The organism is Flavobacterium sp. ST-158 (genome assembly GCF_058309975.1).
Genome location: NZ_JBZEEN010000004.1, coordinates 65,049 through 86,222, shown reverse-complemented (window position 1 = coordinate 86,222; position 21,174 = coordinate 65,049). Strand labels below are relative to the sequence as shown.

General features: G+C 34.7%; 22 protein-coding genes. 5 read left to right on the top strand and 17 right to left on the bottom strand.

Going from position 1 to position 21,174, the window contains the following annotated elements:
- Positions 1-12: 12 nt before the first annotated feature.
- From rpsC to rpsL, 11 genes are all read right to left on the bottom strand, one after another.
- Positions 13-762 (bottom strand): 30S ribosomal protein S3, encoded by a 750-nt coding sequence (gene rpsC / locus AC4FRF_RS07780; RefSeq protein WP_073245931.1) that lies wholly within the window; start codon positions 760-762, stop codon positions 13-15.
- Positions 763-768: 6 nt separating this feature from the next.
- On the bottom strand, positions 769-1,179 hold the full coding sequence (rplV, locus tag AC4FRF_RS07775; protein ID WP_278036366.1) for a 50S ribosomal protein L22: 411 nt from the start codon (positions 1,177-1,179) through the stop codon (positions 769-771).
- Between the two features lie 6 nt (positions 1,180-1,185).
- Positions 1,186-1,464: a 30S ribosomal protein S19 gene (rpsS, locus tag AC4FRF_RS07770; RefSeq protein ID WP_024981511.1), complete on the bottom strand. Its 279-nt coding sequence runs from the start codon at positions 1,462-1,464 to the stop codon at positions 1,186-1,188.
- A gap of 7 nt (positions 1,465-1,471) precedes the next feature.
- Positions 1,472-2,296: a 50S ribosomal protein L2 gene (gene rplB / locus AC4FRF_RS07765; RefSeq protein WP_408082351.1), complete on the bottom strand. Its 825-nt coding sequence runs from the start codon at positions 2,294-2,296 to the stop codon at positions 1,472-1,474.
- Between the two features lie 9 nt (positions 2,297-2,305).
- Positions 2,306-2,596 (bottom strand): 50S ribosomal protein L23, encoded by a 291-nt coding sequence (gene rplW / locus AC4FRF_RS07760; protein ID WP_035659234.1) that lies wholly within the window; start codon positions 2,594-2,596, stop codon positions 2,306-2,308.
- Between the two features lie 6 nt (positions 2,597-2,602).
- On the bottom strand, positions 2,603-3,232 hold the full coding sequence (gene rplD / locus AC4FRF_RS07755; RefSeq protein WP_491158924.1) for a 50S ribosomal protein L4: 630 nt from the start codon (positions 3,230-3,232) through the stop codon (positions 2,603-2,605).
- Positions 3,232-3,849: a 50S ribosomal protein L3 gene (gene rplC, locus AC4FRF_RS07750; protein WP_491158923.1), complete on the bottom strand. Its 618-nt coding sequence runs from the start codon at positions 3,847-3,849 to the stop codon at positions 3,232-3,234. Before rplC ends, rplD begins: the two co-directional genes overlap by 1 nt.
- A gap of 155 nt (positions 3,850-4,004) precedes the next feature.
- Positions 4,005-4,310 (bottom strand): 30S ribosomal protein S10, encoded by a 306-nt coding sequence (gene rpsJ / locus AC4FRF_RS07745; RefSeq protein ID WP_007803605.1) that lies wholly within the window; start codon positions 4,308-4,310, stop codon positions 4,005-4,007.
- 11 nt (positions 4,311-4,321) lie between these two features.
- On the bottom strand, positions 4,322-6,478 hold the full coding sequence (gene fusA, locus AC4FRF_RS07740; RefSeq protein WP_491158922.1) for an elongation factor G: 2,157 nt from the start codon (positions 6,476-6,478) through the stop codon (positions 4,322-4,324).
- Between the two features lie 10 nt (positions 6,479-6,488).
- Positions 6,489-6,965, bottom strand: a complete 477-nt coding sequence (gene rpsG / locus AC4FRF_RS07735; RefSeq protein ID WP_026727879.1) for a 30S ribosomal protein S7 — start codon at positions 6,963-6,965, stop codon at positions 6,489-6,491.
- A 115-nt stretch (positions 6,966-7,080) separates the two neighbouring features.
- Positions 7,081-7,464 carry a 30S ribosomal protein S12 gene (gene rpsL / locus AC4FRF_RS07730; protein WP_007136570.1) on the bottom strand — a complete coding sequence of 128 codons (384 nt, stop codon included), beginning with the start codon at positions 7,462-7,464 and terminating at the stop codon, positions 7,081-7,083.
- 377 nt (positions 7,465-7,841) lie between these two features.
- Between rpsL and AC4FRF_RS07725 the strand changes: the two genes are divergently transcribed.
- From AC4FRF_RS07725 to rlmB, 4 genes are read left to right on the top strand one after another with little or no spacing between them, the layout of a single operon-like run.
- Positions 7,842-11,078, top strand: a complete 3,237-nt coding sequence (locus AC4FRF_RS07725; protein WP_491158919.1) for a SusC/RagA family TonB-linked outer membrane protein — start codon at positions 7,842-7,844, stop codon at positions 11,076-11,078.
- Between the two features lie 10 nt (positions 11,079-11,088).
- Positions 11,089-12,792 carry a SusD/RagB family nutrient-binding outer membrane lipoprotein gene (locus AC4FRF_RS07720; protein ID WP_491158918.1) on the top strand — a complete coding sequence of 568 codons (1,704 nt, stop codon included), beginning with the start codon at positions 11,089-11,091 and terminating at the stop codon, positions 12,790-12,792.
- Between the two features lie 16 nt (positions 12,793-12,808).
- Positions 12,809-13,723, top strand: a complete 915-nt coding sequence (locus AC4FRF_RS07715) for a hypothetical protein (protein ID WP_491158917.1) — start codon at positions 12,809-12,811, stop codon at positions 13,721-13,723.
- Positions 13,724-13,775: 52 nt separating this feature from the next.
- Complete coding sequence (gene rlmB / locus AC4FRF_RS07710; protein WP_491158916.1) at positions 13,776-14,510, top strand: 23S rRNA (guanosine(2251)-2'-O)-methyltransferase RlmB; 735 nt, start codon at positions 13,776-13,778, stop codon at positions 14,508-14,510.
- A 54-nt stretch (positions 14,511-14,564) separates the two neighbouring features.
- Here rlmB and AC4FRF_RS07705 read toward each other — a convergent pair whose 3' ends face one another.
- Positions 14,565-15,338, bottom strand: a complete 774-nt coding sequence (locus AC4FRF_RS07705; RefSeq protein WP_491158915.1) for a rhomboid family intramembrane serine protease — start codon at positions 15,336-15,338, stop codon at positions 14,565-14,567.
- A 200-nt stretch (positions 15,339-15,538) separates the two neighbouring features.
- On the opposite strand from AC4FRF_RS07705, the gene AC4FRF_RS07700 reads away from it, so the two are divergent.
- Entirely contained in the window at positions 15,539-16,816 is a 1,278-nt protein-coding gene (locus tag AC4FRF_RS07700; RefSeq protein WP_491158914.1) for a replication-associated recombination protein A, read from the top strand.
- Between the two features lie 42 nt (positions 16,817-16,858).
- Here AC4FRF_RS07700 and AC4FRF_RS07695 read toward each other — a convergent pair whose 3' ends face one another.
- The 5 genes from AC4FRF_RS07695 to AC4FRF_RS07675 all read right to left on the bottom strand — a co-directional run bounded on the left by AC4FRF_RS07695 (position 16,859) and on the right by AC4FRF_RS07675 (position 21,168).
- Positions 16,859-17,605 (bottom strand): hypothetical protein, encoded by a 747-nt coding sequence (locus AC4FRF_RS07695; RefSeq protein ID WP_491158913.1) that lies wholly within the window; start codon positions 17,603-17,605, stop codon positions 16,859-16,861.
- A gap of 2 nt (positions 17,606-17,607) precedes the next feature.
- A complete protein-coding gene (locus tag AC4FRF_RS07690; protein WP_491158912.1) occupies positions 17,608-18,297 on the bottom strand; it encodes a YjjG family noncanonical pyrimidine nucleotidase in 690 nt (229 codons plus the stop codon).
- Between the two features lie 8 nt (positions 18,298-18,305).
- The gene (gene radC, locus AC4FRF_RS07685; protein ID WP_491158911.1) at positions 18,306-18,998 is read right to left on the bottom strand and encodes a RadC family protein; all 693 of its coding nucleotides are present in this window, start codon (positions 18,996-18,998) and stop codon (positions 18,306-18,308) included.
- Positions 18,999-19,102: 104 nt separating this feature from the next.
- Positions 19,103-20,458: a UDP-N-acetylmuramate--L-alanine ligase gene (locus tag AC4FRF_RS07680; protein WP_491158910.1), complete on the bottom strand. Its 1,356-nt coding sequence runs from the start codon at positions 20,456-20,458 to the stop codon at positions 19,103-19,105.
- On the bottom strand, positions 20,455-21,168 hold the full coding sequence (locus AC4FRF_RS07675) for a tetratricopeptide repeat protein (RefSeq protein ID WP_491158909.1): 714 nt from the start codon (positions 21,166-21,168) through the stop codon (positions 20,455-20,457). The genes AC4FRF_RS07680 and AC4FRF_RS07675 overlap by 4 nt, the downstream gene beginning before the upstream one ends.
- Between the last annotated feature and the right edge of the window lie 6 nt (positions 21,169-21,174).

Sequence of the window (21,174 nt, the reverse complement as noted above, 5' to 3'; positions counted from 1 at the left end):
TTAATTTAAAAATTACTTTCTTTTACGAGCGTCTGGTTTCCCACCTTTGTTAAAGTTAGATTTACCACGAGGAGCATCTCCACCTTTTCCACCAGATTGTTTTTTATCCATTCCAGCTAGAGGAGAAAGATCTCTCTTTCCGTAAACTTCACCTTTCATGATCCACACTTTGATTCCCATTCTACCATAAGTAGTATGAGCTTCTGCAAGTGCATAATCAATATCAGCTCTGAAAGTTGACAAAGGAATTCTTCCCTCTTTGAAACCTTCTGAACGCGCCATCTCAGCACCATTTAAACGACCAGAAATCAAAACTTTGATACCTTCAGCATTCATACGCATAGAAGCAGCAATAGCCATTTTGATTGCACGTCTGTAAGAAATACGGCTTTCGATTTGACGAGCGATACTTGTTGCAACTAAATAAGCATCTAACTCAGGTCTTTTAATTTCAAAGATGTTAATCTGAACCTCTTTGTCTGTAATTTTCTTAAGTTCTTCTTTTAACTTGTCTACCTCTTGTCCACCTTTTCCGATAATGATACCAGGTCTAGCAGTAGTGATAGTAACGGTTACAAGTTTCAAAGTTCTCTCGATGATTACTTTTGATACACTAGCTTTTGATAAACGAGCATGAACATACTTTCTGATTTTGTGATCTTCGGCTAATTTATCACCGTAATCATTTCCACCATACCAGTTTGAGTCCCATCCTCTGATGATACCAAGTCTATTTCCAATTGGATTTGTCTTTTGTCCCATCTTGTATTAATTTGCTTGTGTGTTATTAATAGCTCCTAACACGATTGTTACGTGATTTGAACGTTTTCTAATTCTATGTGCGCGACCTTGTGGAGCTGGACGAAGTCTTTTCAACATCATTCCACCATCTACTCTGATCTCTTTAACAAATAATCCAGCTTCTTCTAAACTAGCTTCACTATTTTTTTGCTCCCAGTTGTTGATTGCAGATAATAATAGTTTTTCTAATTTTCTTGATGCTTCTTTAGAACTGAATCTTAAAATGTTAAGTGCTCTTTCTACCTTCTGACCTCTTACCAAGTCCGCTACTAAGCGCATTTTTCTAGGTGAAGTAGGGCAGTTATTCAATTTTGCGAAAGCAATAGACTTATTAGCCTCTTTTCTCGCATCTGCTGTTTCTCTTTTACGAACTCCCATTGCTTCTTATTTTTTACCTTTATTTTTTGCTCCAGCATGACCTCTAAAAGATCTAGTTGGTGAAAACTCTCCTAATTTGTGACCTACCATGTTTTCTGTTACGTAAACTGGTACAAACTGACGACCGTTATGAACTGCGATAGTCTGTCCAACAAAGTCAGGAGTAATCATAGAAGCCCTAGACCAAGTCTTAACCACTCCTTTATTTCCACCTGCAATGTTCTCTTCAACTTTCTTTTCTAACTTATAATGAACGAAAGGTCCTTTTTTTAATGAACGTGCCATATCTTAATTATTTCTTTCTACGTTCTACGATATACTTACTACTCGGGTTTTTCGGAGAACGAGTTCTATAACCTTTAGCCGGTACTCCGTTTCTTGAACGTGGATGACCTCCAGAAGAACGTCCTTCACCACCTCCCATAGGGTGATCAACAGGGTTCATCGCTACTGGTCTTGTTCTTGGTCTTCTTCCTAACCATCTAGTTCTACCTGCTTTTCCAGACACAACTAATTGGTGATCTGAATTAGAAACCGCTCCAATTGTAGCCGAACAAGTTAACAAGATCAGTCTTGTTTCACCAGATGGCATTTTAATTGTAGCATATTTTCCATCTCTTGCCATTAACTGAGCAAATGTTCCTGCTGAACGAGCAATTACAGCTCCTTGACCAGGTCTCAATTCGATACAAGAAATCACAGTTCCAAGTGGAACTCTACTTAAAGGTAATGTATTACCAATTTCTGGTTGAGCTTCAGCACCAGAAACTAATTTCTGACCTACTTTCAATCCATTTTGAGCAATTACATAAGTTTTCTCTCCATCAGCATAAGCTAACAAAGCGATAAATGCAGTTCTGTTTGGATCGTACTCAATTGATTTCACTGTAGCTGGAATTCCATCTTTAGTTCTTTTGAAATCAATAATACGATATCTCTGCTTGTGACCACCACCCGTATAACGCATGGTCATCTTTCCTTGACTATTTCTACCTCCAGAGTTTTTTATCGGCGCTATCAAAGAGCGTTCCGGCTTATCAGTTGTAATGGCGTCATAACCATTCACAACTCTAAATCGCTGACCTGCGGTAATAGGTTTTAATTTTCTTACTGACATTGTTATATCTTAGATATTGTTGTAAAAATCAATTGTTTCTCCTTCTTGTACTTGAACAATTGCTTTTTTAATTGCATTTGTCTTTCCACTGATTAAACCACTTTTAGTGTATTTTGTAGTTCTATCCGGTCTTACATTAATTGTATTAACACTCAAAACAGTTACTCCATAAGCAGCTTCAACAGCTTTCTTAATCTCAACTTTGTTTGCTTTTTTGTTAACTACAAATCCAAAACGGTTTAAAACTTCACTTTCTTTGGTTACTTTTTCCGTTACTATAGGTTTAATTATGATACTCATATCCTATTATTTACTTAAATTTTCTTCAATTACCTCCAAAGAACTCTCCAAAAGCACTAAATTATTAGCATTTAATATATCGTAAGTGCTTAATTCTGAGCCACTTACAACATTAGACGCTTTTAAATTGCGTGACGACAAATATACATTTTTATTGGTATTACCCAACACAAATAATGATTTTTTATTTTCTAACTCTAAAGCTTTCAAAACGTTAATGAAATTTTTAGTGTTTGGAGCTTCAAAATTAAAGTCTTCTAAAACGATAATATTTGACTCTTTTGCCTTTATTGAGAAAGCTGATTTTCTAGCCAAACGTTTTAAATTTTTATTCAATTTAAATGAATAACTTCTTGGTCTTGGCCCAAAAACAGTTCCCCCTCCTTTAAACAAAGGGTTTTTTGCACTACCCGCACGAGCAGTACCTGTTCCTTTTTGTTTTTTAATCTTACGTGTACTTCCCGCAACTTCAGCTCTTTCTTTAGCCTTGTGCGTTCCTTGTCTTTGATTAGCTAAATATTGCTTAACATCAAGATATACAGCATGATTATTTGGTTCAATTGCGAATACTGAATCAGAAAGTTGAACTTTTCTTCCAGTATCTTTTCCGTTGAAATCTAATACTTTTACTTCCATTACTTCTCGATGATTACATAAGAGTTATTATGCCCAGGAACACATCCTTTAACAACAAGCAGATTCTTTTCAGCAACCACTTTTAAAACTCTAAGGTTTTGTACTTTTACATTATCTCCTCCCATTCTTCCAGCCATACGCATTCCTTTGAACACTCTAGATGGATAAGAAGAAGCTCCCACAGAACCTGGCGCTCTTAAACGGTTGTGTTGACCATGAGTTGCTTGCCCTACTCCACCAAAACCATGACGCTTCACAACACCTTGAAAACCTTTACCTTTAGACACACCTTGTACATCTACAAATTCTCCTTCTTCAAAAATAGAAACATCAATAAGATCTCCTAATTTTTGTTCAGTTGCAAACTCTTTGAATTCAACGACTTTTTTCTTAGCTACAGTTCCAGCTTTTTTAAAGTGACCTAAAGCCGCTTTTGTGGAATGTTTCTCGTTTTTGTCATCGAAACCAAGTTGCAACGCTTCGTACCCGTCAACACCTTTGGTTCTGACTTGGGTAACAACACATGGACCTGCCTCAATAACAGTACAAGGAATATTCTTCCCTTTCTCATCAAAAAGACTAGTCATGCCGATTTTTCTACCAATTAACCCAGACATAAATATTAATTATTAATTATTAAATATAAAAACAGAACACATTCGTTTAAGTGAAGCTGTTTTTAAAAGTGGTGCAAAAGTATAACTTATTTACACACAAACCAAAAAAACTTTTTCACTTAAACAAAGTGCTCTAATTTACTCTTGAAAAAAACTTAAACTTTGATTTCTACTTCAACTCCACTAGGCAATTCTAATTTCATTAAAGCATCGATAGTTTTAGATGAAGATGAATAAATATCAATTAATCTCTTATATGACATTACTTCAAATTGCTCTCTTGCTTTTTTGTTTACGTGCGGAGAACGCAACACTGTAAACAATTTTTTATGAGTTGGCAAAGGAATTGGTCCTGTTACCACTGCTCCGGTAGTCTTAACCGTTTTTACAATCTTTTCAGCAGACTTATCTACCAACATATGATCGTAAGATTTTAATTTTATTCTGATTTTTTGACTCATTTTCTTAAAGATTAAGCGTTTCCTTTTGCTTTTTTGATTACTGCTTCTGAAATATTAGAAGGCGTTTCTGAATAGTGAGAGAATTCCATTGTAGAAGTAGCTCTACCAGAAGACAATGTTCTTAACGTTGTAACATAACCAAACATTTCCGATAAAGGCACATCTGCTTTAATAGTTTTCGCACCATTTCTATCTCCCATGTCATTCACCTGACCTCTACGACGGTTAATATCACCTACGATATCCCCCATGTTTTCTTCTGGTGTAATAACTTCCATTTTCATAATTGGCTCAAGAATTACAGCACCAGCAGCTTTAGCGACTTCTCTATAACCCATTCTAGCTGCAAGTTCAAAAGAAAGCGCATCTGAATCCACCGGGTGGAAAGACCCATCTAACAAAGTAACTTTCAAACTATCAACTTGATAACCAGCTAAAGGACCTGTTTTCATAGCTTCTCTGAAACCTTTTTCAACAGCAGGAATATATTCCTTAGGAACGTTACCACCTTTTACCTCATTAACAAACTGTAACCCCACAGGAACTTTACCATCAACTTCATCAGCAGGCTCTACTCTAAATACGATATCACCGAATTTACCACGACCTCCAGATTGTTTCTTGTAAGTTTCTCTATGTTGAGCAGATTTTGTAAACGCTTCTTTGTATTCAACTTGAGGCTCACCTTGGTTCACTTCAACTTTAAATTCACGTTTCATTCTATCAACTAAGATATCTAAGTGAAGCTCACCCATACCAGAGATAATAGTTTGCCCTGAAGCCTCATCAGTTCTAACTGTAAATGTTGGATCTTCCTCAGCTAATTTAGCTAAAGCCATACCCATCTTATCTACGTCAGCCTTAGTTTTAGGCTCAATAGCAATACCAATTACCGGCGCAGGGAATTTCATAGATTCAAGAATAATTGGGTGTTTTTCATCACACAATGTATCTCCAGTCTTAATATCTTTAAACCCAACAGCAGCTCCAATATCTCCAGCCTCAATATATTCGATTGGATTCTGTTTGTTAGCGTGCATTTGGTAGATACGAGAAATTCTTTCTTTATTTCCAGAACGAGTATTCAACACATAAGAACCCGCATCTAATCTTCCTGAATAAGCACGGAAGAACGCTAAACGACCTACGAATGGATCTGTAGCAATTTTAAATGCTAAAGCAGCAAAAGGTTCTTTCACATCTGGCTTACGCAAGATTTTAGTTTGATCCTCTTCCAATAACTCAGCATCATCAGGATGAATACCCTGAATTCCTTCTTTATCTAATGGAGATGGCAAATATTTACATACCGCATCTAACATAAATTGAACTCCTTTATTCTTGAAAGAAGAACCAGCAATCATAGGAATGATAGCCATATCCATAACAGCAGCTCTTAAAGCAGTGTTAATTTCTTCTTCTGTAATAGAGTTTTCATCTTCCATGTACTTATCTAAAAGATTCTCGTCATAAGTAGCGATTTCTTCGATAAGAATAGAACGATAATGCTTCACATCATCAACCATGTCAGCAGGAATATCAACGATATCAAAAGTCGCACCTTGAGTAGCATCATGCCAAACAATAGCTTGGTTTTTCACCAAATCAACAACTCCTTTGAAATCATTCTCTTCACCAATTGGCAAAGTAATAGCAACAGCATTTGATTTCAACATATCTTTAACTTGTTGACAAACTGCCAAAAAGTTAGACCCTTGACGGTCCATTTTATTAACAAATCCCATACGAGGAACTTTGTACTGATCAGCAAGTCTCCAGTTTGTTTCTGATTGAGGCTCAACACCATCAACTGCAGAAAATAAGAAAACCAATCCATCCAATACACGTAACGAACGGTTTACCTCTACGGTAAAATCAACGTGCCCAGGAGTATCAATAATATTAAAATGGTACGGTAACGATTCTGGCAATAACTTACCTTGCTCAGTTGGAAAATTCCACTCACAAGTTGTAGCAGCAGAAGTAATAGTAATACCTCTTTCTTGCTCTTGTGCCATCCAGTCCATTGTTGCAGCACCATCATGTACCTCACCAATCTTATGTGATTTACCTGTGTAAAAAAGAATACGCTCCGTTGTTGTTGTTTTACCAGCATCAATGTGAGCCGCAATTCCTATATTTCTTGTATATTTTAAGTCTCTAGCCATTTCTTACGAATTAAAATCTAAAGTGAGAGAAAGCTTTATTAGCTTCTGCCATTTTGTGAGTATCCATTCTTTTCTTAACAGCTGCTCCTTCTTCTTTAGCCGCAGCTAAACATTCTGAAGCTAACCTTTGCGCCATTGACTTTTCGTTTCTTCTTCTAGAATAAAGTATCAACCACTTCATTGCCATAGAAATTTTTCTGTCTGGACGAATTTGCATTGGAATTTGAAATGTAGCTCCACCTACTCTACGACTACGCACTTCTACGTGAGGCATAACGTTAGTTAAAGCATCTTTCCAAATTTCTAACGAAGTTTTTTCGTCATTTTGCTTTTTTGTTTCAATAATGTCAATTGCATCATAAAAAACTTTAAAAGCCGTAGATTTTTTACCATCCCACATTAAGTTATTCACAAAACGCGTTACCAGTTGATCATTAAACCTTGGATCTGGTAAAAGTGGTCTCTTTTTTGCCGCTCTTTTTCTCATGTCTTTTTTTTAATAAAAAGTTATGGATTATCCGTTAAATGTTATACGTTGCAAACTTCAATTTTCATTTCATCACAACCCTTAACTCCTAACCTCTAACTCTTAACGTTTTAAATTACTTTTTTGCTTCTTTTGGGCGTTTAGCACCATACTTAGATCTTCTTTGCGTTCTTCCAGCCACACCTGACGTATCAAGTGCACCACGAACGATGTGATATCTAACTCCTGGTAAATCTTTTACCCTTCCACCCCTAACTAATACTATCGAGTGCTCTTGTAGATTGTGACCTTCACCAGGAATGTAAGCATTTACCTCATTACCATTTGTCAAACGTACACGCGCTACTTTACGCATCGCTGAGTTTGGTTTTTTTGGTGTAGTAGTGTAAACACGCGTACAAACTCCTCTTCGTTGAGGGCAAGAATCTAAAGCAACCGATTTACTCTTCTTAGTTATCTGAGTTCTTCCTGTTCTTACTAATTGTTGAATTGTTGGCATAATTAATACTAAAAATTATTATGTAAATATAAATCCCGCTTTTTACGGGGTTGCAAATGTATAAATTATTTTTTACTCTACAAATGTTAATTCATTAATTTTCAAATAGATTGTTTTCTCCACAACAAAACCAGAACACAAGAAACACAAACACCATTCTTAAAACCACCAAAACAACAAAAAACAACACCTCAAAAAAAGCTAAATAGCCTCAGTAAATCCATACAAATAATTAACTAGTTTTAAATTTACAACATATAAGCTTAAATTTGTTAAATGTTAAAATTCATATGCGCGCATAAAATATTCTTGCTTCCGCTTGGAAAATTAACAATTTATTAAGATTTTTGCTATCAAGAACCCAAAACCTACAATCAATGAACCCAAAACTCAATTCTTTTCTATCATTGTTGCTTGCAATGATATTACAACTTTCTTATTCCCAAGGAAGAAATGTAAGCGGAACTGTACTAGACAAAACAGGACTGCCACTACCCGGCGTAAGTGTTTTAATTAAAGGAACACAAATTGGAACACAAACCGATTTTGATGGAAAATTCAATATCAAAGCTTCAGCAACACAAACACTGATCTTCAGCTATATTGGAATGAAAACACAGGAGAAACCTGCAAACACAACAACCATTACTATTACACTTCTAGAAGACTCAGTCGAACTCGAAGGAGTTGTTGTAACCGCACTAGGTATAAAAAGAAAACCCAAAGACTTAGGATACTCCGTAAGCACAATAAAACCTGCTGAAATAACAGAAAACTCAGAACCTGATTTACTACGCTCTATCAATGGAAAAGTTCCCGGAGTAAACATTAACGTTTCCTCAGGAGTAGCTGGAGCTGCTAATCAAATCACAATACGAGGTATCAACTCTTTTACAAAAGACACACAACCTTTAATTATTGTAGATGGAGTAAAATACAACAACACCTCAGTCGCAACTTCCAATCAAACTAATAGTGGAGGAGGATACGAATCGGCATTATCTAGTTTAGACCCTAACAATATTGCTTCTATCAATATTCTAAAAAGTGCTGCTGCATCAGCTCTATATGGATCCAGAGCGGTAAACGGAGTAATAGTAATTACAACAAAAACTGGAGCTACAAACACTAACAAAAACAATAAACTTAGTGTCAACGTAAGTACTGGAATTTATACAGATAACATTGCCAACCTTCCTGATTACCAAAATAAATATGGTGCTGGATCAAATTTTAAATATAGCCCTACATCAAATGGATCTTGGGGGCCAGAATTTGGAAAAACTGGAAGTGTTTATAATTTAAATGATGATGGAACTGTTGCAACTTGGCCAACAGTTCTTGAAGTGGCTCCTGAATTAGGTCCCACAATCCCATATGCAGCTAAACCTAATAATGTTAAGGATTTATTTAGAACAGGAACTGTTTATGACCAATCTATAGGCTTTAATTATTCAGGCCAAGATGGTAATTTCAACACAACCATATCTAATTTAAATCAAAACGGATATATACCCTACAATTCATATGACAGAACCTCAATTGCAATGGGTGGAAATTTCAAATTAGCCAATAAATTAACAGTTGGTGCAAATATGAGTTATTCAAAGACTTCACAAAATGGTGGTTTTTTTGGAGACCAACAATCATCTGACGAATCAGCCTCTTCTGCTTTTGCAAGAACTCTATTTATCGCAAGAGACTGGGATTTAAATTTACCATATGAAAACCCTGTAACTGGAGCATCTGTAACACCTAATGGAAATCAATTCGATCATCCACTCTGGTCTTTAAAACATGATAGAATTATTTCAAAAACAAACAGAATAGTTGCAGGCATCAACCTAGATTATTCATTTAATGAACATATTTCAGCTTCTTACAGGTTTGGGTTTAACAGATATACTTTAGACAGAAAAGAAATTCGAGATAAAAACTCAATTGCATATGGTGGAGTAGGATTTATAGTAGATGATAGTTTTACAAATGAAGATATCGAATCAACCCTTCTGATAAACTTTAACTACAAACTTACTGATGATATAAAACTTACAGCTATAGCAGGTAATAACATCTTACAAACAAACACATCAAGAATTGCTTATGCTGGAAGAAACATAATAACACCCGATTTGTTTACATTAAGAAATTTTAAAAACATAGCAAGTTTGGTAGATGATGGAACACGATACAGAAACGCTGGTATTTTTGCTGACATAACACTATCTTACAAAGATTATTTATTTGTAAATGCAACTGGAAGAAATGATTATTCTTCTTCGCTACCCGTTAATAACAATTCTTATTTTTACCCTTCAGTTAACTCTTCATTAATACTAACTGATGCTTTCAATATTGAAAGCGATGTATTAACATTTGCAAAAGTAAGAGCCAGTTATGCAAAAGTAGGTAATGATGCTCCAGCTGAATTTTTGAGTAACACATTCCTGTTGGGAGACACTTTCAACGGAAACCCTGTAATAGGAAATAGTACATCATTAGCTGATCAAGAAATCAAGCCTGAATTTACTAACGAATATGAAATCGGAACAGAATTAGAATTTTTCAACAGACGAATTGCCTTAGACTTAAGTTTATACACTAAGTCAACTACAGACTTAATTACCGCTATAACTACTCCAACTTCATCCGGTTACGATACTTACAACACTAATGTTGGCAAGATGACCAACAAAGGAATTGAAATTGGGCTAACTTTAGTACCTATAAAAAATAGTAATTTCAATTGGACTTCATTTACAACTTTTACTAAAAACGTAAACAAAGTTATTGAAATTGCTGACGGAATTGACAAAACAGAAATTAGCGCCAGCAATAGTGGAGCCAAATCAGAAGGTGGGTTAACTCAAGTAGGTTACATAATAAAAGGACAACCATACGGAGTATTTTACGGTACAAAATTTGCCAGAGACAGCCAAGGAAACTATTTAATTGACCCAGGATCCGGAGGTATTCTTGCTGACACTGAAGCTGGTATCATAGGAAATCCTAATGCAGATTTCAAGATGAGTTTTACAAACACATTTAGCTATAAAGGTTTTTCTTTAAGAACTCAATTTGATTGGAAACAAGGTGGTGATTTTAAATCAAGTACAATTGAACAATTATTGGGAAGAGGTGTTACTAAGGACACTGAAGACAGAGAACATACTTACATTATACCAGGATATTATGGGCAAATTGACGATAACACAGGTAAGGTTGTCCCTGTAGTTGATTCAGGAAACAATCCTATCTCAAACACAACCCAAATCAATGCAAACGACTTGTATTTTTCTCCATCCACAAACGGAAATACTTTTGCTATAAATAGCGTAGATGAAGCAACTGTATATGATGGTACAGTTTTCAGATTGAGAGAAATAAGCTTAACTTATGATTTACCTTCTAAAATTTTGAAAAAAACTGCTTTTGGAAAAATGAGTTTTAGCATACTTGGATCTAACCTCTGGTATTTTGCTCCAAATGTTCCAAGATACACTAATTTCGATCCGGAAATTGCAAGTTTTGGTTCAGGAAGACTTCAAGGAATTGAAATTACTGCAGCACCAACCTCAAGAAGACTTGGTTTCAAAATTAATTTAACATTCTAAAACAAACAGTATGAAACTTATAAAAAAATTGAAAAATAATAATTCAATAGTTGTATTATTATTGACATCAATACTTCTAGTAAGTTGTAACGACTATCTTAATGTTGATACTGACAAAGACAATCCTACAATAGCTCCGCTTAACTACTTATTAACAAGTACTCAAGTTGCTTTAGCAAAGACTACAAGTTTTCAAGATTATTCAGGAGATGTACTTCAAGTATATACTCATCAGATGACCGTTAGAGAAGAACAAGATCAATACGGGACAAAAGTCAACAACATCACAGTTCAAAATGATTGGGACAACCTATATTTAACATTAACAGATATCCAAAGCTTAATCCAACAAAGTACTGAAAGCAACGACTTAATTTACCTCGGAATTGCACAATTAGAAAAAGCCTATTTAATGTCAGTTGCAGTTGATTTATGGGGAGATGTTCCATATAGTGAAGCGACTAAACTAAAAGAAGGTACCGTAGGACCTAAATTTGATGATCAAAAAGAAATTTACAAATCCGTTTTAACTTTAATAGAAACGGCAAAAACAAATTTAAAATCAAATTCAGGACTAGAACCTGGTGCAGATGATTTATTTTATTCAGGAGATACAGATAAATGGATACGATTTGCTAATACTTTTAAACTAAAACTATATAATCAAATGCGACTATCGTCTGAATTTGATCAAACTGGATTTGCAGCTTTAATTACTGAAAATAATTTCTTTAAGTCAATAGATGATGATTTTCAATTTCTACACACAGGCAACTCCTCTCCCTCAGATGAAAGAAACCCTTTATTCTTAGAATCATACAACGGCTCACAATTTACAACCTATATGAGTCCTTGGTTTTACGAAATAATGATGGGGATGAATCCTAATATCCATGAAGGAAACAAAGATCCTAGAATTAATTACTATTTCTTTAACCAACTTACAGCAGGACAATTCCCTCCTGATTTAGGAGACACAGCAACAGGAAATCCAAAAGCAGATTATTGGGATGCTTCAACTGGTTTTTATAGTATTCGTTTTGGTAGCCAAGGCCCTTGGAGAGATTTTAGCGCCGAAAATTCAAACACTTACCCTGGTATTTTCCCATGTGGAGGAAGATACGATGATGGCGAAGGCGGTGTAGTTAATGTTGCATCTGGAACAGGAATTGCACCACACAGAATCTTAACATACGATGAATATTTATATATCAAAGCAGAATTAATTCAATCTCATACATTGACAACAGGTAACGCTGCAACTGTTTTACAACAAGCAATAACTGCCAGTTTTGCAAAAGTTGACAAAGTAGTCAAAGACAGCAAAACTACACAAACAGGTATACCTGAATTAACTGGATCATCAAATGTAACAACTTTTATTGACAATATTATCACTGAATTCAACAACGGAGATGATAATAAAAAACTAGAGATTATTATGACTCAAAAATGGGTGGCTACTTTTGGAGATCCTATGGATCAATATACAGATTACAGAAGAACAGGATATCCAATTTTAGCTAATCCGAATTCAACGTTACCAGAATACCAATTAGATAACGGAGATGGTTTCCCAATTGATGACTCAGACACAGTATTAAAGAACCAATACCAACTATCTCTTTATTGGCCTCTTTCGGAATTGAATCTAAACAAAAATGCTCCACCACAGAAAAACCCGACGACTTATAAAATATTTTGGGATAACTAATAAATGAAAATATATTATGAAAAATATAAATAAAATATTCGCTATATTAACATTGCTAATGTTAGTATTCTCTTGCGAAAATGACGGAGGTGATTCTAAATTAGATTTAGATTATGGTGCTGTAGTTGATATTCAAAAAGCACCTTCTTCAGACACCTTTATTGATTTAGTAGCATTACAAAGTGGCGATGATATCAATCTTAGTTTTACAATTAATAAATCGGTAGGCGAAGTAACTTCTCTAGATGTAATTGGATTATACATTAAATCTGACAGAAGTAATGTGTATAAAGGAATCTTCTCAACAGACATACAAACACTTCCGTATTCTTTAACAATAAACAAACAAAAAATATTTGATGCTTTTACTGAAATAAACACATCAGATGATTTTGAAACTGGTGACCAATTAACCATAACTGCTATTTTAACTCTAAAAAATGGAAAGACAGTTCAATTGGTTAATAATGATGGATCAAACAATTTTAGTTCAAACCTCGCCACATCTAATTTGTTTAAATTATTTCAAACTTACAATGTTTCCTGCCCATCCGATCTTGGAGGAACATATGAATTTACAACCACAAATGTCAAAGCGCCAACTGGAGAAACCGCCGATGGCCCTTTGACAGGCACCGTAACTTTTGAGGACCAAGGCGGGGGTGTTTATAATATTTCTGATGCATCGTTTGGCGGCTGGGAAGGTCTATATGGACCTGGAAACACAGCTTTAGGAGTACAGCTAAAAGACATATGCGGAAAGATTTCCTACACTGGAGTAGATCAATACGATGAAGTATTCACATTTTCTAATCTGGTTGTAAATGGAGACAAAATCTCATTCCACTGGGAAAATGATTACGGAGAAAATGGAGACACTACATTAACCCGAACTGACGGTAGTAACTGGCCACCCGATTTAACGTTATAAAACTCTTTAAAACCATCCTAAAACAGGATGGTTTTTTTTATATATTTGCGCCATGGAAAAAGAACATCAAATATTCGGGATTAGGGCTATTATTGAAGCAATTCAAGCTGGTACAACTATAGACAAAGTATACATTCAGAAAGAAGCATCAGGAGAATTGATGAAAGACTTGATGAAAGTCATGAAACGAGCTAATGTAAACTTCTCTTATGTCCCAATTGAAAAACTGAATAAATTAACACCTAATAACCATCAAGGTGCTGTTGCTAGTATATCTCCTATTTCATTTTTTGACTTAGAAGCTTTGATTGAAACTGTTGTTGAAAATGGCAAAAAACCATTATTTTTAATCTTAGATCAAATATCAGATGCACGTAATTTTGGTGCTATTATCAGAACTGCTGAATGCACTGGAGTTAATGGAATAATCATTCAAAAATCAGGTTCAGCTCCTGTAAATGGCGATACGGTTAAAACATCCGCAGGTGCAGTTTTCAATATTCCAATTTGTAAAGTAGAACACATTAAAGACGCCATTTTTCTTTTGCAAGGAAGCGGTATCAAAACTGTTGCAGCAACTGAAAAAACGGAACATACCATTTACAATGTAAACTTAAACGAAGGAGTTGCAATCATTATGGGCTCAGAAGATCGTGGTGTCAATCCGTCTGTATTGAAAATTGTAGACGAAAAAGCTAAACTTCCTATGTTTGGAACTATTGGTTCATTGAATGTTTCGGTAGCCTGTGGTGCATTTTTATATGAAGCGGTAAGACAAAGAAGTTAATTCCATCCCCCCAACCCTTCCCAAAGGGAAAGGAGATAACAATACAGAAACGAATTAGAGCTCAGGTTCTGATTCGTTTTTTTTATTTGTAACGATGTCATAATTAACTTCTTGATTTGAAATATAGTAATTTTGAAAACCGTCAAATTCAAACTCTTCCTCTTTGGGAAGATTCACGAAATTGCCGTTTTCATCAAATCGCTGCATAAACTTATCTTCGTCCGGATTATAATCTGGCATTTCCCATTCGTATTTAGGCACTTTTTTGAATTCCGGAGTTTGATAATACAATGCCAAAAACAAACCCGTTAGCAAACCCGCCAAATGTCCTTCCCAAGAAATGCTGTCATCTATCTTAGGAAACACATACCAAATCATACCGCCATACATCATAATAACAGCTAATGATAAGGCTACCAAACGATAATATTTGGTAAAAATACCTTTGAAGAAAACAAACGAAAACAAGACATAGATTAAACCACTCGCACCAATATGATAATTTTCTCTTCCGATAATCCAAGTAATAATTCCTGAAATTAAAATTCCATAAGTGATTACTTTAAAAGACAAATTGGCGTAAAAAAACTGCAAAGCAGCTAATAAAACCAATAAAGGTATAGAATTATTATACAAATGCTCTAAACCGGAATGAATAAAAGGACTAAAAATTATGCCTTGCAAGCCTGAAAACGTTCGGGGATAAATTCCATTGACATCGAAATCAAAATCAAACCGAATTTGAATCCAATAGACAAACCAAAGGAACAACACAAAAAAAAGTGGCAATCCAACAACGGCATTAGTAAATTTGAAATTTTTATCCATGTAGTTAACTTTATCGATGGAAATGCAAATATGAAACCAATTCCAATTTAATGTTATTTTGTCATACAAATTCTTTTTTAACGAAATTAATTCTTTTTAGCCCTGATCGCAACGGCATCCTTTTATCTCGTTCACCAAACGAGATAAAAGATATAGTGGAGAGCAGGAATAGCTTCAAATAAAAATAGTAATTTTACGGCATGGAAGCACCATTAGCAGAACGCATACGCCCACAAAAATTAGATGAATACATCAGTCAGTCCCATTTGGTTGGACCAAATGGCTCCTTGACGCAACAAATTGCCAAAGCAATTATTCCGTCATTAATTTTTTGGGGACCACCAGGGACAGGAAAAACCACCTTAGCTCAAATTATTGCGCAAGAATCACAACGTCCTTTTTTTATATTGAGTGCTATCAATTCAGGCGTAAAAGACATTCGCGATGTAATTGAAAAAACCAAACAAAGCGGCGGACTTTTTACAGCTAAAAATCCTATTTTGTTTATTGACGAGATTCATCGTTTTAGCAAATCGCAACAGGATTCGTTGTTAGCGGCTGTCGAAAAAGGCTGGATTACTCTGATAGGAGCTACTACTGAAAACCCCAGCTTTGAGGTCACCCCTGCTCTACTTTCGCGTTGTCAGGTTTATGTATTAAATGCGTTTACAAAAGCCGATTTAGAATCACTTTTGGAGCGTGCCATGCAAACAGATACTTATCTAAAAAGCAAAAATATCCAATTAAAAGAAACAGAAGCTTTATTACGCCTTTCAGGCGGGGATGGACGCAAACTATTAAATATTTTCGAATTGGTCATAAATGCATCGGCCGGAGACGAAATTACTATAACAAACGAAAGAGTTTTAGCTTTAGTCCAACAAAATACTGTTTTGTATGACAAAACCGGAGAACAACATTATGACATTATCTCGGCCTTTATCAAATCCATTCGAGGAAGCGATCCTAACGGTGCCGTATATTGGCTAGCTCGCATGATTGAAGGTGGCGAAGATGTAAAATTTATTGCCCGAAGATTACTCATTTCTGCCAGTGAAGATATAGGCAATGCCAATCCGACAGCCTTGATTATGGCTAATAATACTTTTCAAGCTGTAAGCACCATTGGTTATCCAGAAAGCAGGATTCTTTTAAGTCAATGCGCCATTTATTTAGCAACTTCTCCTAAAAGTAATGCTTCGTATATGGCTATTAACACGGCTCAACAAATTGTAAAACAAACAGGAGATTTATCAGTTCCTATTCATTTGCGGAATGCACCTACTAAACTGATGAAAGAATTAGGATATGGTGAGGAGTATAAATATTCGCATGAATATGCTAATAATTTTGCCGAACAAGAATACCTTCCAAACGAAATATCAAACACAGCTATATATGTTCCTGGAGAGAACGCTCGGGAAAAAACAACAAGAGAATTTCTTAAAAATCGCTGGAAAGACAAATACGGTTATTAAAAAAACGGCTTCCAAATTGAATTTGAAAGCCGTTTTTTAGTTTTAAAACTTAACGTTTATTTTCTCTGAAACTAACTGATCATTTTGGTAATACTCAAAAAACCATTGGTTTTCTTTTTTTACCAAAACACCTTGTTGATTTCCTTTTTGAGCCAAGAAAGAATTTACATCTGAAGTTTTATAAATCTTCATAATCACACTTGGCTTACTGTCAATCAACTGATAATTCCCTCCTGTTAGAGGTTGTGCAAAAAGTTGTTCATTTGGATCTACCGGAGTATTCTTTACTACTTGAATTGGAACAACAGTAGTAGCCGGAACAGATTGCTTTACAGTTTCTACTTTTTCTTCAACTACAGCATTCACTCCTCCATTGTACTGATATTCTAATTCATAAATAGAAGTAAAAGCTTTATTCAAAGCATCATTATAAGCTACTTGAAAATCTTTTTCTCTACTCATCCCAATTTCCGACTGATATACAATCTTACCATAACAATCCTTAAAAGTAACATATAATTTAGTTGCTAAAAACGCCCCCTCTTTAACTATATCATAATTCAAAACTGCACATCTGTTGATATCATTTGGAACAACTTGGTTTGAATAATATACATCAAAACCTACCTTATTCAAATTAAATTTAGATAAAGTAGCCATTCTATATTGATTTTCTGTTTTTAAAAAATCATATTTTAAAGGTACAATTACTGTTTTATAATCGTTTAAAGATTGTGCAATTCCAAAACTGGAAACAAGCAAAAGAAGTAAGAGAAATTGTTTTTTCATAATTATAAATAATTTTTAAGTTCTAATAAATGATTAATTTGTTTGATATTGCTGTCTACAGCTTCCTTGTTTTCATTAAAAAAAATAGCATCAATTCCGGCATCTAAGGCTCCTAAAACATCTGCCTCAATAGAATCACCTATCATAATACTGCTTTCTTTTTTGGCCTTTGCCAAATCCAAAGCAAATTCATAAATGATAGGATTTGGTTTCTTAACTCCCGCCATTTCTGAATTAGTTACTGTAGAAAAATAAGTGCTTAAATTAGCATTATTGAGCTTTTTTACCTGAACATGAGCAAAACCATTGGTAATAACATGCAACTTATACTTCCCGATTAAATAATCTAAAATCTCAAATGTCCCATCAAAAAGATGGTTATTTTCCGTTAACAAATCAATATATTCCTGCGAAATCAGATCTATATCAGTATCTGAAATTTCATAACCCAAGGCATCAAAAGATAATTTTAACCTATCGTAACGCAATTGTTGATGACTAATTTTATCGTATTGATACAATTTCCAGCAAGCCTGATTGATTGGAATATAATGCGTTATAAAAGAATCAATCGAAACCTCAGGATGTTTTTGAGCAAAAATTTTCTCAAAGGTAATCTTAGAATTTTTATCAAAATCCCAAAGTGTATGATCTAAATCAAAAAAAACATCTTTAATATTCTCAATTTTCATTTTTGCTTTTAAAATATTCCTTCATCAACAAAGCTAAAATATTTTGTTTCAGTGACAATCAAATGATCCAAAACTTTAACATCTAAACTCTCTCCTGCAGCCTTTATTTTTCTTGTAATTTGTTTGTCTGCATCACTTGGATTCAATGTTCCTGAAGGATGATTATGACATAATATTAAAGCTGTAGCTCCTTTTTCAAGCGCCATTTTAAAAACCAAACGCACATCGACCAAAGTTCCAGTAATTCCGCCTATACTTATTTGTCTTTTCGAAATCACCTTATTGGAATTATTCAGATATAAAATCCAAAATTCCTCATGAGGTAATTCGCCAATAATAGGCTGCATCATTTCAAAAACAGTCTTACTGGAAGTGATTTTAGTCAGCTCAACCACTTCCTCTGCTCTTCTGCGTCGTCCCAATTCCATTGCAGCAATTATCGAAATGGCTTTAGCTTCGCCAATTCCCTTAAATTCCATCAATTGAGACATAGTCAACTTACCTAAAGCATTTAAATTATTTTGTACACTGGCTAAAATCCTTTTGCTTAAATCCACCGCAGATTCATTTCTGCTACCAGAACCAATCAAAATAGCAATCAGTTCGGCATCGCTTAATGCACTTTTGCCTTTGAGCATTAATTTTTCTCTCGGCTTATCGTCTTCCGACCAATTTTTAATTGGGAAATGATTATTTTCCATAGCAAAAGATTCAGTTAGCATAACTTACATTACGTAAATATAACTCTAAATCTTTTAAGTTAAAACATCTTTTTCTTACACTAAAAAAGAAACAATAAACTTAATTAAGCTATTAATCCTTTCACCTCATCAAAATTCAATCCACCGTAATTACCAGAACTCATTAACAATAATGCTGAATTATCCAGATTTAAATTGAAAAGATATTCCTTGAATTCTACTGGATTGGTATAAATAATCAAATCTTCTCTATTGAAAGCTTTCGCAATTTGCTCATAACTTACTTCTTCCAATTGTTTTATTTTTACGGCATCTGGCGAATAAAAAACTACTGCGACATCAGCATTATCTAATGCTCCTTCGTACTCTTTTAAAAACTCAGCATTCAAACTACTATAGGTATGCAATTCTAAACAAGCTACAACTTTTCTATCTGGATATTGTTCTTTAACCGCTTTAGTGGTTGCCGCAACTTTACTTGGCGAATGTGCAAAATCTTTGTAAGCCACTTTTCCTTTTCCTTCAGAAATTTTTTCCAAACGCTTAGAAGCTCCTTTAAAACTTGCAATAGCCTCATAAAAATCAGCTTCATCCACCCCCATATTTTGGCAAATCCATTTGGCACCGGCCAAATTATTCAAGTTATGTGCTCCAAATACTTCGATAGGCATTGCTCCTTCTGGAGTTTCCAGCAGAGTTACTCCATCACTAACACTATATTCAGGAGTATGATACGCTAATTTTCGAATTGGATTTGTCGCTGCTTCGGCCACGCGTTTTACTTCAGAATCATTTTCGTTATAAACTAAAATACCTCCGTTAGTAATTTTGCCTATAAAAATTTCAAACTGCTCCACATAATTTTCATACGTTGGAAACACATTGATATGGTCCCAAGCAATTCCTGAAATCAAAGCAATATTAGGTTGGTACAAATGAAACTTTGGTCTTCTATCAATTGGCGAAGACAAATATTCATCACCTTCTAAAACCATAAAATCATTCTCTTCTGTAAGATGCACCATCGTATCAAAACCTTCAAGTTGTGCCCCAACCATATAATCTACCTCTATTCCGTGGTAGTGCATTACGTGCAAAATCATTGAAGTAATTGTAGTTTTTCCATGCGAACCACCAATAACCACACGGGTTTTATTTTTGGATTGTTCATATAAAAACTCAGGATACGAATAGATCTTCAATCCCAGTTCTTGCGCTTTCAACAATTCTGGATTATCAGCCTTTGCGTGCATCCCTAGAATTATAGCATCAATATCGGCAGTTATTTTTTCTGGAAACCAACCTAATTCAGCTGGTAAAATTCCTTTTTTTTCTAAACGCGATTTAGAAGGTTCAAAGATAGCATCGTCACTTCCAGTAACCTGATATCCTTTATTATACAAAGCTAAAGCCAGATTGTGCATGGCACTACCGCCAATAGCTATAAAATGAGTTTTCATATATTTTTCTTGGGAATTGTATTGTTGTTTTTTAGCATTTGCATAATTACAGAAGCCTTATCGGGTTGGTTCATTTTGTTTTGGTACAAATCAGCCAACTTTTGATAACACACTCTTGAGTTACCTACACTAATTGCTTTTTTATATTGTTGCTCGGCATTTTTATATCGCTTAAAATATTCCTCAATATGCCCTCTAGACAAATAGCCATCTACAGGGGAAATCTTCATCAATTCATTAGAATATAGTAAAGCTTTAGCCTCACTTCCTCCAATTATCCCTGGCAATTTAAGGTAAAGCTCTATCAAAGCCCAACGAGCCGGAATGTGTTTAGAATTGAGTTGAATGGCTTTTTCAAAAGATGCTTTAATATCATCTATCATTGTTAAAGCTTTAAATTTATTTACCTCTAAAGCTTTCATTCCTAAGGCACCTCCATATTTAAAATAAAAATCAGCTTCAGATGGATATTCTTTTTTTAATTTCCCATAATACAATAAGGCTTCGTCCCAGGATTTTCTATGTCCTGCAATATCGCCTAAATATTCCAACACAATCTTATTAGATGGCTCAGACTGAATTATTTTCTCAAAAACCACTTGAGATTGTTCCCATTTTCCTTCTTCAAATAATTGCTTTGCTTTCTCAAAATTAGATTGAGAAAAAAGCAGTAGAGGCAGAAATAAAAAGACAATTAAAAGCTGTTTCATTTTTCA

What these genes read in the sequence shown, in the direction of transcription:
- rpsC (WP_073245931.1), bottom strand. Translation starts at nt 762, where the DNA reads ATGGGACAAAAGACAAATCCAATTGGAAATAGACTTGGTATCATCAGA.
- rplV (WP_278036366.1), bottom strand. Translation starts at nt 1,179, where the DNA reads ATGGGAGTTCGTAAAAGAGAAACAGCAGATGCGAGAAAAGAGGCTAAT.
- rpsS (WP_024981511.1), bottom strand. Translation starts at nt 1,464, where the DNA reads ATGGCACGTTCATTAAAAAAAGGACCTTTCGTTCATTATAAGTTAGAA.
- rplB (WP_408082351.1), bottom strand. Translation starts at nt 2,296, where the DNA reads ATGTCAGTAAGAAAATTAAAACCTATTACCGCAGGTCAGCGATTTAGA.
- rplW (WP_035659234.1), bottom strand. Translation starts at nt 2,596, where the DNA reads ATGAGTATCATAATTAAACCTATAGTAACGGAAAAAGTAACCAAAGAA.
- rplD (WP_491158924.1), bottom strand. Translation starts at nt 3,232, where the DNA reads ATGGAAGTAAAAGTATTAGATTTCAACGGAAAAGATACTGGAAGAAAA.
- rplC (WP_491158923.1), bottom strand. Translation starts at nt 3,849, where the DNA reads ATGTCTGGGTTAATTGGTAGAAAAATCGGCATGACTAGTCTTTTTGAT.
- rpsJ (WP_007803605.1), bottom strand. Translation starts at nt 4,310, where the DNA reads ATGAGTCAAAAAATCAGAATAAAATTAAAATCTTACGATCATATGTTG.
- fusA (WP_491158922.1), bottom strand. Translation starts at nt 6,478, where the DNA reads ATGGCTAGAGACTTAAAATATACAAGAAATATAGGAATTGCGGCTCAC.
- rpsG (WP_026727879.1), bottom strand. Translation starts at nt 6,965, where the DNA reads ATGAGAAAAAGAGCGGCAAAAAAGAGACCACTTTTACCAGATCCAAGG.
- rpsL (WP_007136570.1), bottom strand. Translation starts at nt 7,464, where the DNA reads ATGCCAACAATTCAACAATTAGTAAGAACAGGAAGAACTCAGATAACT.
- AC4FRF_RS07725 (WP_491158919.1), top strand. Translation starts at nt 7,842, where the DNA reads ATGAACCCAAAACTCAATTCTTTTCTATCATTGTTGCTTGCAATGATA.
- AC4FRF_RS07720 (WP_491158918.1), top strand. Translation starts at nt 11,089, where the DNA reads ATGAAACTTATAAAAAAATTGAAAAATAATAATTCAATAGTTGTATTA.
- AC4FRF_RS07715 (WP_491158917.1), top strand. Translation starts at nt 12,809, where the DNA reads ATGAAAAATATAAATAAAATATTCGCTATATTAACATTGCTAATGTTA.
- rlmB (WP_491158916.1), top strand. Translation starts at nt 13,776, where the DNA reads ATGGAAAAAGAACATCAAATATTCGGGATTAGGGCTATTATTGAAGCA.
- AC4FRF_RS07705 (WP_491158915.1), bottom strand. Translation starts at nt 15,338, where the DNA reads ATGGATAAAAATTTCAAATTTACTAATGCCGTTGTTGGATTGCCACTT.
- AC4FRF_RS07700 (WP_491158914.1), top strand. Translation starts at nt 15,539, where the DNA reads ATGGAAGCACCATTAGCAGAACGCATACGCCCACAAAAATTAGATGAA.
- AC4FRF_RS07695 (WP_491158913.1), bottom strand. Translation starts at nt 17,605, where the DNA reads ATGAAAAAACAATTTCTCTTACTTCTTTTGCTTGTTTCCAGTTTTGGA.
- AC4FRF_RS07690 (WP_491158912.1), bottom strand. Translation starts at nt 18,297, where the DNA reads ATGAAAATTGAGAATATTAAAGATGTTTTTTTTGATTTAGATCATACA.
- radC (WP_491158911.1), bottom strand. Translation starts at nt 18,998, where the DNA reads ATGGAAAATAATCATTTCCCAATTAAAAATTGGTCGGAAGACGATAAG.
- AC4FRF_RS07680 (WP_491158910.1), bottom strand. Translation starts at nt 20,458, where the DNA reads ATGAAAACTCATTTTATAGCTATTGGCGGTAGTGCCATGCACAATCTG.
- AC4FRF_RS07675 (WP_491158909.1), bottom strand. Translation starts at nt 21,168, where the DNA reads ATGAAACAGCTTTTAATTGTCTTTTTATTTCTGCCTCTACTGCTTTTT.